Below are 16,186 nucleotides of genomic sequence, written 5' to 3'. Positions count from 1 at the left end.
CAGCCGCCGCGCGGCGACGACCAAGCCCTGGCACGGTCGACGTGTGCCGGGCGGTCGGTCCGCCGCGTCAGGAACGACGGGTGCGGGCGGCGGCGAAGCAGCTGAAGGCGTTCACACCCGGCAAGGTAGCCAAGCCGCGGCCCCGCGGTCAGGTGATTTTGGCGAGCACGACGTCCAGCACCTGCACGGCACCGGCTTTGTCGAGCGGGTCGTTGCCGTTGCCGCACTTGGGGGACTGCACGCACGACGGGCAGCCCATCGGGCACGTGCACGAGCTGATCGCGGCGCGGGTCGCGGAGAGCCAGGCGCGCAGTGCCGAGTGGCCTCGGTCGGCGAAGCCCGCGCCGCCGGGGTGGCCGTCGTGGACGAACACCGTCGGCATGCCCGTGTCCGGGTGCACGGCGGTGGAGACGCCGCCGATGTCCCACCTGTCGCAGGTCGCGAACAGCGGCAGGAGGCCGATGGCGGCGTGTTCGGCGGCGTGCAGGGCGCCGGGGACGCGTTTGGCGTCCACGCCCGCGCCGGTCAGGAGCTTCTCGTCGACGGTGTACCAGACCGCGCGGGTCCGCAGGACCTGCTCCGGCAGGTCCAGCGGGATCTGGTCGAGCACGACGCCGGACGGCAGGCGGCGCAGGTAGCCGACGACCTGCGTCGTCACCTCGACCTCGCCGAGGGAGACGGTGACGCCGTCGAAGTCGGTGCGCTCGAGCTCGCGCACGACGGTGATGTCGACGCAGTCGCGTGGCTGGGTGGTCCACTCCGGGTCTTCGCGGTGGACCAGGGCGAGGCCGCTGTCGAGGTCGAGCTCGTCGACGACGTACGCGCGGCCCTGGTGCAGGTAGACGGCGCCCGGATGCACCTGCCAGCAGGCCGATCCGGGGTCGACGGTGCCGAGCATGCGGCCGGAGTCGGCTTCGACGACGGCCACCTGGTCGCCGCCGGAGCCGCGGATGTCGACGCCGGAGTGCGGGCGGTCGTGCGACGCCCAGTACCAGCCCGCCGGTCTGCGGCGGAGCAGCTTCTCGGCGACGAGCTCGGCCAGGACGGCCTCGGCCACGGGGCCGCCGAAGTCGTCGAGGCACGACGGGGTCAGCGGCATCTCGGCGGCGGCGCACGCCAGCTGCGGGCCCAGCACGTACGGGTTGTGCGGGTCGAGGACCGTCGCTTCGACGGGGCGGTCCAGCACCGCGGCCGGGTTGTGGACCAGGTAGGTGTCCAGCGGGTCGTCGCGGGCGACGAACACGACCAGCGCGCTGTCGCCGGAGCGGCCGGCGCGGCCCGCCTGCTGCCAGAACGACGCGAGCGTGCCGGGGAACCCGGCGACGACCACGGCGTCCAGGCCCGCGATGTCGACGCCCAGCTCCAGGGCGTTGGTGGTCGCGACGCCGAGCAGGTCGCCGGTGGAGAGCGCCTTCTCCAGGGCCCGTCGTTCCTCCGGCAGGAACCCTCCCCGGTAGGCGGCGACCCTGGACGGCAGCTCACTGTCCACTTCGGACAGGATGCGTTGCGCGCCGAGCGCGGTCAGCTCCGCGCCGCGGCGTGAGCGCACGAACGCGAGCGAGCGCGCGCCCTCGACCACCAGGTCGGCGAGGATGCGGGAGGTCTCGGCTCCGGCCGAACGCCGGACGGGCGCGCCGTTCTCGCCCTCCAGGGACGTCAGCGGCGGTTCCCACAGCGCGACGGTGCGCGACGCGCGGGGGGAGAAGTCGTCGACGACGGCGGAAACGGGAACCCCGAGCAATCGTCGTGCGGAAGCGGAAGGATCAGCCACTGTGGCCGATGCCAAAACGAAGACCGGGTCCGCGCCGTATTTGCGCGCGACCCTTCGCAGGCGTCGCATCAACAACGCCACGTGGGAACCGAAAACGCCGCGGTAGGAATGGCACTCGTCGATCACGACGTACTTCAGCCGGCGGAAGAACCGCAGCCATTTCGGGTGCTGCGGGAGGATTCCCCGGTGCAGCATGTCGGGGTTGGTGAAGACCCAGTTCGCGTGCGCCTTGACCCAGTCGCGTTCGGCCAGCGGGGTGTCGCCGTCGTAGGCCGACGCGCGCACCCCCTCGATCCCCAGCTCGTCGAGCGACCGGAGCTGGTCGGCACCAAGGGCTTTGGTCGGCGACAGGTACAGCGCCGTCGCCTTCGTGTCCGCCAAAAGAGTGGAAAGCACGGGCAGCTGGTAGGCGAGCGACTTGCCCGACGCGGTGCCCGTCGCGAGCACCACGTGCCTCCCCGACCACGCGAGCGACGCGGCCTCGGCCTGGTGCCGCCACGGCTCGCGCACGCCGGTCTCCGTGAACGCCCCGACGACCGCCGGGGCGGCCCACGACGGCCATTCCACGTGATCAGCCTGCCGCAACGGCAGATCACGGGCGTGTGTGAGAGGCGACTCCCCGGCGGGCACGCCCGCCAGCACGCGGTCCAGCAACCGCCGTCCCTGATCCACCACGACCCGAGCTTCGCACACGGCACCGACACTTTCGGCCGGGGCGTGCGCGACTTCCTGCGCGGATAACGGTGTGTGCACGCTTCGGAACGGTTCGTCGCCCCGTTGCGAGCAACCCCTAGACTCCCCGCTCATCGCATCCAATGAGGGATGCGTCACGTCGCGCGAGGGCGGCTGGTCTGCCTTGGCGCTGCACATGGCAACTCACCAGGAGGACGGATGTCCCGGCATTTCCTCGCGGAGGGCCTCGAGCTCTCCGGGGGTGATCGCGGCGTCGTAGCCGTGGTCGCCGTGGTCGCCCTGGCTGCTCTCGCCGTCGGGTACGTGCTGCTCAGGGAGGTTCTGGCCGCCGGCCAGGGCACCCCGAAGATGCAGGACATCGCCAAGGCGGTCCAGGAGGGCGCAGCGGCCTACCTCAACCGGCAGTTCCGCACGCTCGGCGTTTTCGTCGTGATCGTGTTCGTGCTGCTGTTCGCGCTACCGGCGGAAGATCTTTCCGAGCGAATCGGCAGGTCTTTGTTCTTCATCGTCGGTGCCGTGTTCTCGGCGATCATCGGCTACCTGGGCATGTGGTTGTCCACACGCGCCAACGTGCGTGTCGCCGCCGCCGCGAACGAAGGCGAAGGCGGTCGCGAAAAGGCGATGCGCGTCGCTTTCCGCACCGGTGGTGTGGTCGGCATGACGACGGTCGGCCTCGGTCTGTTCGGTGCCGCGCTGGTCGTCCTCGTGTACGCGGGCCAGGCCCCGAAGGTGCTGGAGGGCTTCGGTTTCGGCGCCGCGCTGCTCGCGATGTTCATGCGCGTCGGCGGTGGCATCTTCACGAAGGCCGCCGACGTCGGCGCCGACCTGGTCGGCAAGGTCGAGCAGAACATCCCCGAGGACGACCCCCGCAACGCCGCGACCATCGCGGACAACGTGGGCGACAACGTCGGTGACTGCGCCGGCATGGCGGCGGACCTCTTCGAGTCCTACGCCGTGACGCTCGTCGCGTCGCTGATCCTCGGCACCGCCGCGTTCGGCGCGCAGGGCCTGCTGTTCCCGCTGATCGTGCCCGCGATCGGTGTGCTGACCGCCGTCATCGGCGTCTACACGACGAGCGCGAAGGCCGGTGAGAGCGGTCTGACCGCCATCAACCGCTCCTTCTACATCTCCGCGGTCATCTCCGCGGTGCTGTGCACGATCGCGGCGTTCACGTTCCTGCCGAGCTCCTTCGCGGGCCTCGACGGCGTCAGCGACTCGATCAGGGCCACCACCGGCAACCCGGCGCTGATCGCGTCCGTCGCGGTGATCATCGGCATCGTCCTCGCCGGTGTGATCCTCTGGCTGACCGGCTACTACACCGGCACCGAGCACAAGCCCGTCAAGGAGGTCGGCCAGACCTCGCTGACCGGTGCGGCCACGGTGATCCTCTCCGGCATCTCGGTCGGTTTCGAGTCGGCGGTCTACACCGCGCTCGTCATCGGCGCGGCCGTGTACGGCGCCTTCCTGCTGTCCGGTTCGGTCGTCGTCGCGCTGTTCGCGATCGCGCTGGCCGGCTGCGGCCTGCTCACGACCGTCGGCGTCATCGTCGCGATGGACACCTTCGGCCCGGTCTCCGACAACGCGCAGGGCATCGCCGAGATGTCCGGTGACGTGCACGGCGAGGGCGCGCAGATCCTCACCGAGCTCGACGCGGTCGGCAACACCACCAAGGCCATCACGAAGGGCATCGCGATCGCGACGGCCGTGCTCGCCGCGACGGCGCTGTTCGGCTCCTACCGCGACGCGATCGAGCAGGCCATCGCCAAGGTCGGCGACGTCACCGGCGACCTGCCGGTGTCGTTCACCAACCTGGTGTTCAGCCCGAACGTCCTCGTCGGTGTCGTGATCGGCGCCGCCGTCGTGTTCATGTTCTCGGGTCTCGCGATCAATGCCGTGACGCGCGCCGCCGGTGCCATCGTGTTCGAGGTGCGCCGCCAGTTCCGCGACAACCCCGGCATCATGGACTACTCGGTGAAGCCGGAGTACGGCAAGGTCGTCGACATCTGCACCAGGGACTCGCTGCGCGAGCTCGCGACCCCCGGTCTGATGGCCGTGCTCGCCCCGATCGCCGTCGGCTTCGGCCTCGGCGTCGGCCCGCTGGCGGGCTACCTCGCCGGCGCGATCGCGACCGGCACGCTCATGGCGGTCTTCCTGGCCAACTCCGGTGGTGCCTGGGACAACGCCAAGAAGCTGGTCGAGGACGGCAACCACGGCGGCAAGGGCTCCGACGCCCACGCCGCGACGGTCATCGGCGACACCGTCGGCGACCCGTTCAAGGACACGGCCGGTCCCGCCATCAACCCGCTGATCAAGGTCATGAACCTGGTCTCGGTGCTGATCGCGCCCGCCATCGTCACCTTCTCCATCGGTGACAGCGCGTCCGACCCGATCCGCATCGCGATCGCCGTCGTCGCGACGCTGATCATCGTCGGTGCGATCGTCGTGTCCAAGCGCCGCGGGACCGCGATCGCGGACGCGCCCGCCGAGACGGTGAGCAACGGCGCCGCGTAGTACATCTCCTCTGGTCGGGGTACGTTCGGGTGTCCCCCTGACGTACCCCGACCTAGGAGTCACGACATGAGGCGCAGCCTCGTCGCCACCGCCGCCGCAGCCGCACTCGTGCTGGCAGGGTGCACCAGCGGCGGCAGCTCCGGCACCTCGTCGACGCCCACCGGCGACGCGGCCTCCGCCGACGCCGTCGCCTACATGGACAAGGTGTGCGGCGCGGCCTCCGAGTTCGCCAAGATCGAGAAGACCGCGCCGCAGCTCGACGCGAGCGACCCGCAGAAGCTCAAGGCCGAGATGGCCGCCTACATGGGCCAGCTCGCGGACGCCTTCACCAAGTCGGCGGAGGGCCTGAAGAACGTCGGCCCGTCCCCCGTCGCGGGCGGGGAGCAGGCGGTCGACAAGATGTCCGAGACGTTCACCTCGCTCGGCACGGTGTTCGCCGACGCCAAGGCCCAGGTCGAGCAGGCCGACGCCAACAACGCCAACGGTGGCCTCCAGGCCGCGGGAGAGGCCATCGCGAAGCTCTCCGAGCTCGCCGACCCGCTGCGCGACCTCGAAGCCGTCCCCGAGCTGCAGAAGGCCACGCAGAGCGCGCAGAAGTGCCAGGAGATGCAGCGCCTCAACATCACGCCGACGAGCTGACCGGAACCGTCCGGGGTAGCTTCCGGCCCATGCGTCGCACAGCCATCGCACTCATGACCAGTTGCCTGCTCGCGGTCACCGCGTGCAGCACGAGCGGTCCCCCCACGCCGTCACAGGCCCCCACGGAGGCCGACGTGGTGGCGTGGACGGACAAGGTCTGCGGTGCCGTCGACGGCACGGTGAAGGCGCTGTCGGACGAGCCGGCGATCGACATGACCGACGAGGCGCGGCTGAAGGCCGGACTGGCCGACTGGCTCGGCACGAGGTCCGCCGCGGCGGGGAGGTCGATCGAGGACCTCAAGGCGCTGGAGGACGGCCCGCACCCGAAGGCCAGGGAGCTGGTCACGGCGGCGGAGGACGGGCTCGGCCAGGTCAAGGCCCTGCTGGACGACACGAGCTCGAAGCTCGACTCGTCGTCCGACGCCACCGGCGTGGTCAGCGCGTTCACCGAAATGGTCACGAAGTCCGCCGAGATGGAGAACGCGGGCGTCCGGGTGCAGCGGAAGTTCGACGAGACGGGTCTCGCGGACGCCGCGCGGCAGGCGGGCAACTGCCAGAGCCTGCGGACCTCGGCGTCGTCCGCGCCGCCCTCGTAACGCTCCCGCGGCATTCCCGGAAAAGATCGAGCCGGATCGCCACCGGACGGGTACCGTCCGCGCGATCCGGCTCGTTTTTCCTGGGGGAACCGAAGATGAGAACGACCGCTGGTCTCGTGCTGGCCTGCGTCCTGTCGGTGAGCGCGTGCTCGGGTCAGGCAGCCGCACCGGCACCCGCCACGTCCACGACGAGCAGCACCGTCACCACCACGCCCGAGGCGCCCGGCGCCGACCCGGTGGCCTGGTTCGACGCCTACTGCGGCCCCCTGGGCGTCGCGGCGCTCGCGTTGCGGGAGATCGACGGCAAGGCGAGCCAGGGCATGGCCGCCGTGAAGGAGGCCGTGGTGAGCTGGGTGGCGCTGGCCGCCTCGTCCGACCGGATGACGGCGGACAGCCTGGAGAAGCTCGGTCCGCTCGGCTCCGACGTGAGCAACGCGCACGAACGCCTGGTCAAGGCGAAGCGGCAGTCGGCTGACGGCTTCGACGACGCCGCCGGACGGTTGCGGGCGCTGGCGGCCGACGACGTGTTCCCCGAGCGCTACGAGCAGGTCATGGCCACCAGCGGGGGCGGTGCCAGGGAGAACGCGGAGCTGATGTTCCGGCAGATCGCCGAGACGCCGAAGTACGCGGAGGCGTTCCGCTCGAACAAGACGTGCGAGAGCTGGCAGGGGCTCGCGAAGCAGGCTGCCGGACAATGAGGCCGTGACCTCCCGCCTGATCGCAGCAGTCCTGGCCACGGCGTTGCTGACCGCCGCCTGCGGTTCCGACGAGGACGAGCCGCTCAGCGACGCGCAGGCCCAGTGGGTCGACGCGTTCTGCGCGGGTCTCCTCCCCGGCAAGCAGGCCGGTCAGGAGCTGACGGTGCAGGACCCGGCAGACCCGGCGGCGGTGAAAGCCGCCTACCTGAAGCTCGTGACGGCCAACGCCGCCGCGCTCGCCGGTGCCGAGAGGAAGCTGAAGGAGCTCGGCCCGCCGTCCGGCGAGTTGGAGGGCGTCCACGATCGGCTGACGAAGTACGTCGGCGAGTCGGCCCGGTCCTACGCGGCGGCGGAGGCACCGGTCAGGGCGCTGGAGGCGAACGAGGGGTTCTGGGACGGCGCCGAGCGGGTGCTGGCCGACACGTCGCAGGTCAGCGCGCCGGAGGACCTCCGTGCGACGTTCGACGCCTTGGAGAGGTCGCCCAAGTACTCCGCCGCGATGAGCGGGTCCAAGCCGTGTCAGGAGCTGCATTCGGGCGGCGGACAGTAGGTCCCTCGACTGGCGTAGTCACAGCAACAACACTGGTCACAGTCGAACGCCTGTTCTACCCTGTGGGCCGTGGTGGGGCAGTTGTCCTTCTTCTCGGCCGAGGCGCGCACCCCGGCCAAGGCGGACCTCGCCGGCTTCCTCTGCGGGCCGGGCCAGGCCGTCAGCTTCGCGCGCGGCACCGCCGCCCGCGTCTACGTCGAGCTGCGCGACGAGTGGCGGTTGCGGCCGCTGCGGCAGGCGTGCGCCGAGCGGGACGTCACCACGGAGCTGTGCGTCGACGAGGAGGGCACGCGGTTCGTCCGCACGCCCTTCCGCACCGATCTCACCGGACTGGCCGCCCGCTGGCTGGACGGATCGGTGAAGAAGGTGCCCGACGACTTCGAGCTGAACGGGGCCGTGCTGCGCGTGTGGGCACTGGCCGCGGGCAGCTGGATGGAGTCGGCGTACCTGCTCGGTTTGGACCCCAACGCGCCGCAGACACACCTACCGTTGCAAAATGCCCTGCTCGCATCCGGACTTCCGTGCACCCTGGTAGGGGCTCCGGCGTTGCGGGTGACGGGCCGGCGGAGGCTGGCGCGGCTCGCTGAGCTGGTCGGAAGCCCTCCGCACGGGGTGGCGTGCAGCACGTGGCCGGCGGCCTGAGCGGGCGGTCCGGCATGGTTGTGTCACCCTGTCTCGTCGTACGGGCGTCGCGGATGGTGTGCTTTTCGGCCGACGCTGGGCAACACTGGCGGGCCTGGGAACCGGGTTTGGAAGAGAGCGGGACGGCGAGTGGCTGGATCGACACGCACGAGGAAGAGCGGCGGAGGAGCGGGTAGCACCCGACGACTGGTGATCGTCGAGTCGCCCACGAAGGCGCGCAAGATCGCCTCCTACCTCGGCTCGAACTTCGTGGTGGAGTCCTCCCGGGGACACATCCGGGACCTGCCGCGCGGCGCCGCCGACGTGCCGGCCAAGTTCAAGGGCCAGGCGTGGGCCAGGCTCGGCGTGGACGTCGACCACGGCTTCGAGCCCCTCTACGTGGTCTCCGCCGACAAGAAGTCGCTGGTCACCGAGCTCAGGGAAGCGTTGAAGGACGTCGACGAGCTCTACCTCGCGACAGACGGCGACCGCGAGGGCGAGGCCATCGCGTGGCACCTGCTGGAGACCCTCAAGCCCAAGGTCCCCGTCCGCAGGATGGTGTTCCACGAGATCACCGAGTCGGCGATCCAGGCCGCCGCCGCCAACCCCCGCGACCTCGACCAGGACCTGGTCGACGCCCAGGAGACCCGCCGCATCCTCGACCGCCTCTACGGCTACGAGGTCAGCCCGGTGCTGTGGAAGAAGGTCATGCCGAAGCTCTCGGCGGGCCGTGTGCAGTCCGTGGCGACGCGCCTGGTCGTGGAGCGCGAACGCGAGCGCATGAAGTTCGTCAGCGCGAGCTACTGGGACATCTCCGCGCAGATGGACGCGGGTGAGGACGCGACGCCGCGCCAGTTCGGCGCACGGCTCGTCGCCGTCGACGGCACCCGTCTCGCCACCGGCCGCGACTTCGGCTCCGACGGCAAGCTCACCGGCAGGGCCGAGGTGGTCGTGCTGGACGAGGCGCAGGCCAGGGCCATCGCGAACGGGCTGGAGAACGCGCCGGTCAAGGTCTCCTCGGTCGAGGAGAAGCCCTACTCGCGCAAGCCGTACGCGCCGTTCATGACGTCGACGTTGCAGCAGGAGGCGGGCCGCAAGCTGCGGTTCTCCGCCGACCGCACGATGCGCACGGCGCAGAAGCTGTACGAGAACGGCTACATCACCTACATGCGCACCGACAGCACCACGCTGTCGGAGACCGCGATCAACGCGGCACGCACGCAGGCCACGGACCTCTACGGCGCGCAGTACGTCTCGGACAAGCCGCGCCAGTACACGCGCAAGGTGAAGAACGCGCAGGAGGCCCACGAGGCGATCAGGCCGGCGGGCGAGGTCTTCCGCACGCCCGGCCAGGTGGCTTCCGAGCTGGACCCGGACGAGTTCAAGCTCTACGAGATGGTCTGGCAGCGCACGATCGCGTCGCAGATGGCGGACGCGCGGGGCAACACGACCAGCGTGCGCATCCAGGGCCGGGCCGCGACGGGCCAGGAGGTCACGTTCGCCGCGTCCGGCCGCACGATCACGTTCGCCGGCTTCCTGAAGGCGTACGTCGAGACGGTCGACGCCGAGGCGGGCGGCGAGTCGGACGACGCCGAGTCGCGGCTGCCGCAGCTGGTGAAGGACCAGGACCTGACGATCGCGGAGCTGTCCGCCGACGGCCACACCACGTCGCCGCCCTCGCGCTTCACCGAGCCGTCGCTGATCAAGACGATGGAGGAGCTCGGCATCGGCCGTCCCTCCACCTACTCGTCGATCATCAGCACCATCCAGGACCGCGGCTACGTCTGGAAGAAGGGCGCGGCGCTGGTCCCGTCCTGGGTGGCGTTCGCCGTGGTCGGGCTGCTGGAGAACCACTTCGGGCGTCTCGTCGACTACGACTTCACGGCGGCGCTGGAGGACGAGCTGGACGGCATCGCCGCCGGCCGTCAGGGCCGCACGACGTGGCTGTCCGGGTTCTACTTCGGCGGCAGCGTCGGACCGGACGGCTCGATCGGCCGGTCCGGCGGCCTGAAGAAGCTGGTCGGCACGGGCGTCGAGGACATCGACCCGCGCGAGGTCAACTCGATCCCGCTGTTCAGCGACGACGAGGGCCGCACGGTCGTGGTGCGGGTGGGCCGCTTCGGCCCGTACCTGGAGCGCGAGGTCGACGGTGCCGCGCAGCGCGCGAACCTGCCGGAGGACCTGGCGCCGGACGAGCTGACCGCGGAGATCGCCGAGAAGCTGTTCTCGACGCCGCAGGAGGGCCGTTCGCTCGGGGTCGACCCGGTCTCCGGCAACGAGATCGTGGCGAAGGAGGGCCGCTTCGGCCCGTACGTCACCGAGGTGCTGCCCGAGCCGGAGGAGGGCACGCCGAAGTCGAAGCTGCCCAAGCCGCGCACCGGCTCGCTGTTCAAGTCGATGTCGCTGGACACGGTGACGCTGGACGACGCGCTGAAGCTGCTGTCGCTGCCGCGCGTGGTCGGCAAGGACCCGGAGACGGGCGCCGAGATCACCGCGCAGAACGGCCGCTACGGCCCGTACCTGAAGAAGGGCACGGACTCGCGGTCGCTCGCGGACGAGTCGCAGATCTTCACGGTCACCCTCGACGAGGCGCTGAAGATCTACGCGGAGCCGAAGAAGCGGGGCCGGTCGGCCGCCGCCGCGCCGCCGTTGCGCGAGCTGGGCAACGACCCGGTCTCCGGCAAGCCGATGGTGATCAAGGACGGCCGGTTCGGCCCGTACGTCACCGACGGCGAGGCGAACGCGTCCTTGCGCAAGACCGACAGCGTGGAGACGATCACCGACGAGCGCGCGGCGGAGCTGCTGGCCGAGAAGCGCGCCAAGGGACCCGTCAAGAAGAAGGCGCCGGCCAAGAAGGCGGCGACGACCGCGAAGAAGCCCGCGGCGAAGAAGGCTCCCGCGAAGTCCAAGAGCTGACCGGTAGGAGGTGGCGGTGCCGAGTTCGGAGTTCGGTCCGGACGGGACTCAGGTCCCGCCGCCTCCCCGCCTGTTCTCCGACCCGACGGCGGGACTGGTGACCGCGGACACGTGGGTCGCTCCCCAGTGGACGGTCGCGTCGTTCACCTCACGTGTGTCGGTGCCGACACCGCCTGCTCCGGCCGAGGAGATCCGGCAGGCCGTCTGGTCCCAGCTGGAGAGCGAGCACCGGAGGTCGTACGGCGGGCCGCGCCACGCCCAGCGGCCGCAGTGGCCCGCGGGCCCGCAAACGCCTGTCGTGCACCAACATCAGCCCGCCGAACGGGCCAGCGCGCTGGCGGGGTTCCTCGGGTGCGTCGTCGTCCTCGGGTTCATCGCCCTGGTGCTCTTCACCCTCCTCACGACGATCTTCAGCGGCTGAGCTGAGAGTCCGCCTACTTCACCCACCACATCCGGTTACGCTGACCGCACGGGGTTGGGTTGATAGGGGTGACTGAAATTCAGGACGCGGACACATCGTTGACCGAGGCTGGCCAGGCGGGGCAGGCCCAGTCGAGCGTGTCCACGGTGCACCGGCTGCGCTCGGTTCTGGCGATCCGGCCGTTCCGGAGACTGTGGTTCGTCACCTATCTGTGCAGCGTTGGTGACTGGCTGTCACTGCTTGCGCTGACCGGCCTCGTCTCCGAGATGATGAACAGCTACCGGTGGCAGTCGTTCGCGCTGTCGCTGGTCGTGCTGACCCAGCTGCTGCCCGGCATCCTCTTCGCGCCCATCGGCGGCGTGCTCGCCGACAAGTTCGACCGCCGCAAGGTCATGGTGGTCTGCGACGTGCTGCGCGGGTCGCTGTTCATCTCCATCGCGCTGATCGGCTCGCCGATCTGGCTGTTCGTGGCGAACTTCCTGGTCGGCTGCTGCGCGATGCTGTGGATCCCGGCCAAGGAGTCGGCGGTCCCGAACCTGCTGCGCCGCCCGGACCAGGTCGAGTCGGCGAACCAGCTCGGCCTGGTGATGACCTACGGCATCTCCACGATCAGCGGGTTCGGCCTGTACTCCCTGATCGCGGGCATCCCCGGCTACCTGAACATGCAGGGCGGGGACCTCGAGTTCACCATCGCGACGATCGCGGTGATCATCAACGGCCTGCTGTACTTCACCTCCGCGATCCTGATCGCGACGAGGCTGCCGGAGCTGTCCGGCCGGGCGACGGCCAAGAAGAAGGAAGTCGACGCCGACAAGCCGGGCTTCGTCGCGATGCTGCGCGACGGCCTGCGGTTCGCCGCCAAGACGCCGCTCGTCCGCGGCCTGGTCATCGGCATGATCGGCGCGTTCGCCGCTGCCGGTGTCGTCATCGCGACGGCGAAGCTCTACGCGCAGTCGCTGCTCGGCGGCGCCTCGACGTTCGGCCTGCTCTTCGTCGCCGTGTTCCTCGGTCTGGCGATAGGCATGGCCACGGCGCCGAAGCTCGCCAGAAGACTCGCCTACAACCGGTTGTTCGGCGTCACGATCGTGCTCGCGGGCATCACGCTCGCGATGGTCGCGCTGGCACCGCACCTGTGGATCGCGCTGCTCACGGTGATGCTGGTCGGCGCGTGCGCCGGCGTGGCGTTCCTGACCGGCCTGACCATCGTCGGCTCGCAGGTCGAGGACGAGATGCGCGGCCGCACGGTCGCGCTGATCCAGTCGTTGCTCAAGGTCGTGCTGTTCGGCGCGTCCGCGGGCGCGCCGCTGCTGGTGGCGCTGCTGCAGAAGCGCACGATCAGCGTCTTCAACCACCCGATGGAGGTCGACGCGACCCGGCCGGTGATGCTCGGCGGCGCGGTGATCGCGATCATGCTGGGCCTCGTCGCCTACCGGCAGATGGACGACCGCCGCGAGGAACGGGTGCTGTCGTCGCTGTTCGCGGCGATCCGCGGCCGCAGGACCACCAAGGGCCTGCTGATCGCCGTCGAGGGCGACACCTGGGAGGACACCTCGGTGCAGGCCAGGCGCCTGGCGGCGGCGTTGCGCGCGGAGGGCATCGACGTGCTGCTGGCGGCCGACCCGGAACACGACGAACGCCGCCTGCGCGCCGTGCTGTCGTCCGCCGAGCTGGCGGGCGTGCGGGCACAGGCCCTCGTGGCCGCCGCCGTGCGTGCCGACGTCGTCGAACGGCAGGTGCGGCCCGCGCTGGACGAGGGCGCCGTCGTGGTGATGGAGCGCTACGTCGACTCGCCGCTGGCGCACTTCAGCGCGACCTCCAGCCTGGACCACCAGGAGCTCGAAGGTCTCGTCGACTGGGCCACCGGACGGCTGCGGCCCGACCTGACGGTCCTGCTGGACCGTCCCAGCGCCGACCGCAAGGCCGTCGGCATCGGCCACGACCACTGGCGCGTCCAGAAGCTGCTGAGCGAGATGGCCGCCGCCGACCCCGACCGCTACGTCGTGGTGGAGGCGGAGGGCGACGCGGACGCCATCGCCGAACGGGTGCGTGCCACCGTCGTCCCGCTGCTCGCCACGCGCAAGCGCCCGGTCCCCGAAGCCGCCGCCCCGTCGCTGTGACCCGCCCGCCCGCTGGGAGACTGGACCCATGAGCGTGTGGGACGAGGTGGTCGGCCAGCCGGACGCGGTGGCGACCCTGTCCGCGGCCGCCGAAGCCGCGGCCACGATCGTCGCGGGAGGCACTCCCGCTCCCGGCGTGATGACGCACGCCTGGCTCTTCACCGGGCCGCCCGGCTCCGGCCGGTCGTCCACCGCCCGCGCCTTCGCGGGCGCGCTGCAGTGCGTGGTGACCGACGACCGCCCCGGCTGCGGCGAGTGCTCCGGCTGCCGCACGACGGTGCACGGCACCCACGCCGACGTGCGGGTGGTGGCGCCGGAGGGCCTGTCGATCTCGGTCGCCGAGATGCGGTCGCTCGTCCAGATCTCCGCGCGCCGCCCGACCTCCGGCCGCTGGCAGGTGGTGATCATCGAGGACGCCGACCGGCTCACCGAGGGCGCCGCCAACGCGTTGCTGAAGGCCGTCGAGGAACCGCCGGAGCGGACCGTCTTCCTGCTGTGCGCGCCGTCTGACCACCCCGACGACGTGTCGGTGACCATCCGGTCGCGGTGCAGGCTCGTGTCGCTGGGATCGCCGCGCCCCGCCGCCATCGCCTCGGCGCTGGAAGCGGTCGAGGGCGTCGCACCGGAGATGGCCCAGTGGGCAGCGGCGGTGTGCGGCGGGCACGTCGGCCGCGCCCGCAGGCTGGCCGTCGACGAGCAGTCCCGCGCCCGGCGCGAGGCCGTGCTGCGCATCCCGCTCGCGCTGCGCAGGCCCGCCGACGTCTTCACGTGCGCCGACGAGCTGATCAAGGCGGCGGAGGACGACGCCTCGACGGCCAACGAGGCGCGCAACGAGGCCGAGCGCGAGGCGCTGGAGACCGCGATGGGGGCGGGCGGCACCGGCAAGGGCACCGCGGCCGCCACCCGCGGCGCCAAGGGAGCCCTGAAGGACCTGGAGAAGCGGCAGAAGTCCCGCGCCACCAGGACCCAGCGCGACTCGCTGGACATGGCGCTGGTGGACCTCGCGGGCTTCTACCGCGACGCCCTGGTGACCAAGACGGGGTCGGAGGCGGCGCTGATGCACCCGGACCGGGCGGGCGACTCGCGCACCGCCGCCGCGTCCTGGTCAGCCGAGTCGATCCTGCGGCGGCTGGAGGCCGTGCTGGCCTGCCGGGAGGCCATCGAGGTCAACGTGAAGCCGCGGATCGCCATCGAGGCGATGGTGACGACGCTGCACCGCGGCTGACCCACCGCGACCCGCATGCGCTGACGCGGAACGAGCGGGTCAGGGCCGCGACCCCCGCCGGGTGGGCAGCGCGGCCACGATCACCACTCCGGCGAGCAGCAGGCCCGTGCCGGTCCAGAACAACGGGACCGTCTGGTAGGCCGCGTTCGTGTAGGCGAGCGCCTTCTTGGGCGGCGCGGCCTGACCGCCGGGCTGCTCCGGTGCCCCCGGAGCGGGGGGCTGGGCGGGAGGCTGGGACGTCCCGCAGACCACCCCGCCCTGCGGCGCCGCGGCCCGCACGATCTGCTCGCCGAGCGAGATCTGCGCCAGCGCGGGCGGCAGGTCCGGCAGCTTCAGCTTGTCCGTCGGCAGCAGCTGCACGTCGAGCATCCGCGCGGTCGCGCCGAGCTGGAACCCGCTGAACCCGGTGCCGTCGAAGGACGACTTCTTCTCGGTCAGCCCGGCGACCTGCAACCTGACCACGACGAGGTCCAGCAGCAGCGGCACGTCCAGCGACGGCCGTGCCGCGTCCAGCACGCCGAGCTCCTCGCCGTCGCGGCTGACCCGCAGCACCGGCGCCGTGTAGGTGACCTTCGACGTCGCCTCGTCCCCGGTGGCCGTGGCCGTGAGGGTCGGCGGCGTCACCACGTCGATCCTGATCCCACCGGCCAGCTCGACGCTGACGGCCCGCATCGTCGACGTCGACTCGACCGCCCTGTTCGCACTGCCCGGCAGGTCGACGAGCCGCACCTGCGAGCTGGCCTCGAACGCGTCCGGTATCCCGACCAGACTCGTCTTCACGGGCAACGGCACCTCGGCCGGCAGCGCGCTCAGCACCTCCAGCCCCGCCAACGAGGTCCTGGCCGTGGCCAGCGGACTGACGCACGGCCCGACCTCGTCGTCCCACCGCGCGTGCACGCTGCCGTCGAGCACCTTGAGCCGGCCGAGCGGAGTCTCCGGGATCGGCAGTCCGCCGGTGGTGGGCTGCGGGTTGTCCGGAATCGCCGTCTGCACCAACGTTCCCGGCGTCTGCGGCGCACTCCCCGCCACCGCGAACCCGAACGGGCTGGCCTGCGTCACCACCCGTTCCGTCGTCAGGAACGCCTCGGTGTTGACCTGGGCGCTGGCGAGGCCGAGCCCGAGCTCGGTGACCGACTGCTTCGGCAGCTGCTCCCCGAACCCCGGCAGGATCGAGCTCGTGGGCACGGCGTTCGGCCCGAGCCGCACCACGGCGAGCCCGGTCCCGGCGTCCCCGAGGGCGTGCGCGAGCGGCTGCGGCCCGTTCGGCGCCGACGCGGGCGGCTGGCCCGGATCACGCGGCCCCGGCACCGGAGTGGTGGGCGGCTGCGCGAGCGCGGGCGCCGCGACGAGCGCGAGCACCACACCGGCCAGCGGCACGGACCAAGATCGACGCATGGACCCTCTCCTCGGCGGTCAGGAGGCGGTGAC

At 71.3% G+C, this 16,186-nt stretch carries 12 protein-coding genes; 10 read left to right on the top strand and 2 right to left on the bottom strand.

Going from position 1 to position 16,186, the window contains the following annotated elements; genetic code table 11:
* Positions 1–148: 148 nt before the first annotated feature.
* Positions 149–2,446: a DEAD/DEAH box helicase gene (locus BLT23_RS34345; protein WP_245744496.1), complete on the bottom strand. Its 2,298-nt coding sequence runs from the start codon at positions 2,444–2,446 to the stop codon at positions 149–151.
* A 216-nt stretch (positions 2,447–2,662) separates the two neighbouring features.
* On the opposite strand from BLT23_RS34345, the gene BLT23_RS34340 reads away from it, so the two are divergent.
* The 10 genes from BLT23_RS34340 to BLT23_RS34295 all read left to right on the top strand — a co-directional run bounded on the left by BLT23_RS34340 (position 2,663) and on the right by BLT23_RS34295 (position 14,758).
* Positions 2,663–4,975 carry a sodium-translocating pyrophosphatase gene (locus tag BLT23_RS34340; protein ID WP_090057775.1) on the top strand — a complete coding sequence of 771 codons (2,313 nt, stop codon included), beginning with the start codon at positions 2,663–2,665 and terminating at the stop codon, positions 4,973–4,975.
* Positions 4,976–5,041: 66 nt separating this feature from the next.
* The gene (locus BLT23_RS34335) at positions 5,042–5,614 is read left to right on the top strand and encodes a hypothetical protein (RefSeq protein ID WP_090057772.1); all 573 of its coding nucleotides are present in this window, start codon (positions 5,042–5,044) and stop codon (positions 5,612–5,614) included.
* 29 nt (positions 5,615–5,643) lie between these two features.
* Entirely contained in the window at positions 5,644–6,210 is a 567-nt protein-coding gene (locus BLT23_RS34330) for a hypothetical protein (RefSeq protein WP_090057768.1), read from the top strand.
* Positions 6,211–6,305: 95 nt separating this feature from the next.
* A complete protein-coding gene (locus BLT23_RS34325) occupies positions 6,306–6,908 on the top strand; it encodes a hypothetical protein (RefSeq protein WP_143036143.1) in 603 nt (200 codons plus the stop codon).
* A gap of 4 nt (positions 6,909–6,912) precedes the next feature.
* Positions 6,913–7,458, top strand: a complete 546-nt coding sequence (locus BLT23_RS34320; protein WP_090057761.1) for a hypothetical protein — start codon at positions 6,913–6,915, stop codon at positions 7,456–7,458.
* A gap of 69 nt (positions 7,459–7,527) precedes the next feature.
* Entirely contained in the window at positions 7,528–8,100 is a 573-nt protein-coding gene (locus BLT23_RS34315; protein ID WP_245744495.1) for a hypothetical protein, read from the top strand.
* Between the two features lie 129 nt (positions 8,101–8,229).
* The gene (topA, locus tag BLT23_RS34310) at positions 8,230–10,995 is read left to right on the top strand and encodes a type I DNA topoisomerase (protein ID WP_090057759.1); all 2,766 of its coding nucleotides are present in this window, start codon (positions 8,230–8,232) and stop codon (positions 10,993–10,995) included.
* Positions 10,996–11,011: 16 nt separating this feature from the next.
* The gene (locus tag BLT23_RS34305; RefSeq protein ID WP_143036142.1) at positions 11,012–11,416 is read left to right on the top strand and encodes a hypothetical protein; all 405 of its coding nucleotides are present in this window, start codon (positions 11,012–11,014) and stop codon (positions 11,414–11,416) included.
* Positions 11,417–11,514: 98 nt separating this feature from the next.
* Positions 11,515–13,533 carry a bifunctional MFS transporter/dTMP kinase gene (locus BLT23_RS34300; RefSeq protein ID WP_245744494.1) on the top strand — a complete coding sequence of 673 codons (2,019 nt, stop codon included), beginning with the start codon at positions 11,515–11,517 and terminating at the stop codon, positions 13,531–13,533.
* 28 nt (positions 13,534–13,561) lie between these two features.
* A complete protein-coding gene (locus BLT23_RS34295) occupies positions 13,562–14,758 on the top strand; it encodes a DNA polymerase III subunit delta' (RefSeq protein WP_090057751.1) in 1,197 nt (398 codons plus the stop codon).
* Between the two features lie 39 nt (positions 14,759–14,797).
* On the opposite strand, the gene BLT23_RS34290 is transcribed toward BLT23_RS34295, so the two are convergent.
* Positions 14,798–16,153, bottom strand: a complete 1,356-nt coding sequence (locus BLT23_RS34290) for a hypothetical protein (protein WP_090057750.1) — start codon at positions 16,151–16,153, stop codon at positions 14,798–14,800.
* Positions 16,154–16,186 lie beyond the last annotated feature (33 nt).

It is taken from the genome of Lentzea fradiae (genome assembly GCF_900100955.1).
GTDB lineage: Bacteria > Actinomycetota > Actinomycetes > Mycobacteriales > Pseudonocardiaceae > Lentzea > Lentzea fradiae.
This window is presented reverse-complemented; position numbering and strand designations above follow the sequence as displayed.

Bases quoted from the DNA above. Each gene is read 5' to 3' on its own strand.
- BLT23_RS34295 (WP_090057751.1), top strand. From the start codon at position 13,562: ATGAGCGTGTGGGACGAGGTGGTCGGCCAGCCGGACGCGGTGGCGACC.
- BLT23_RS34335 (WP_090057772.1), top strand. From the start codon at position 5,042: ATGAGGCGCAGCCTCGTCGCCACCGCCGCCGCAGCCGCACTCGTGCTG.
- BLT23_RS34290 (WP_090057750.1), bottom strand. From the start codon at position 16,153: ATGCGTCGATCTTGGTCCGTGCCGCTGGCCGGTGTGGTGCTCGCGCTC.
- BLT23_RS34330 (WP_090057768.1), top strand. From the start codon at position 5,644: ATGCGTCGCACAGCCATCGCACTCATGACCAGTTGCCTGCTCGCGGTC.
- BLT23_RS34325 (WP_143036143.1), top strand. From the start codon at position 6,306: ATGAGAACGACCGCTGGTCTCGTGCTGGCCTGCGTCCTGTCGGTGAGC.
- BLT23_RS34340 (WP_090057775.1), top strand. From the start codon at position 2,663: ATGTCCCGGCATTTCCTCGCGGAGGGCCTCGAGCTCTCCGGGGGTGAT.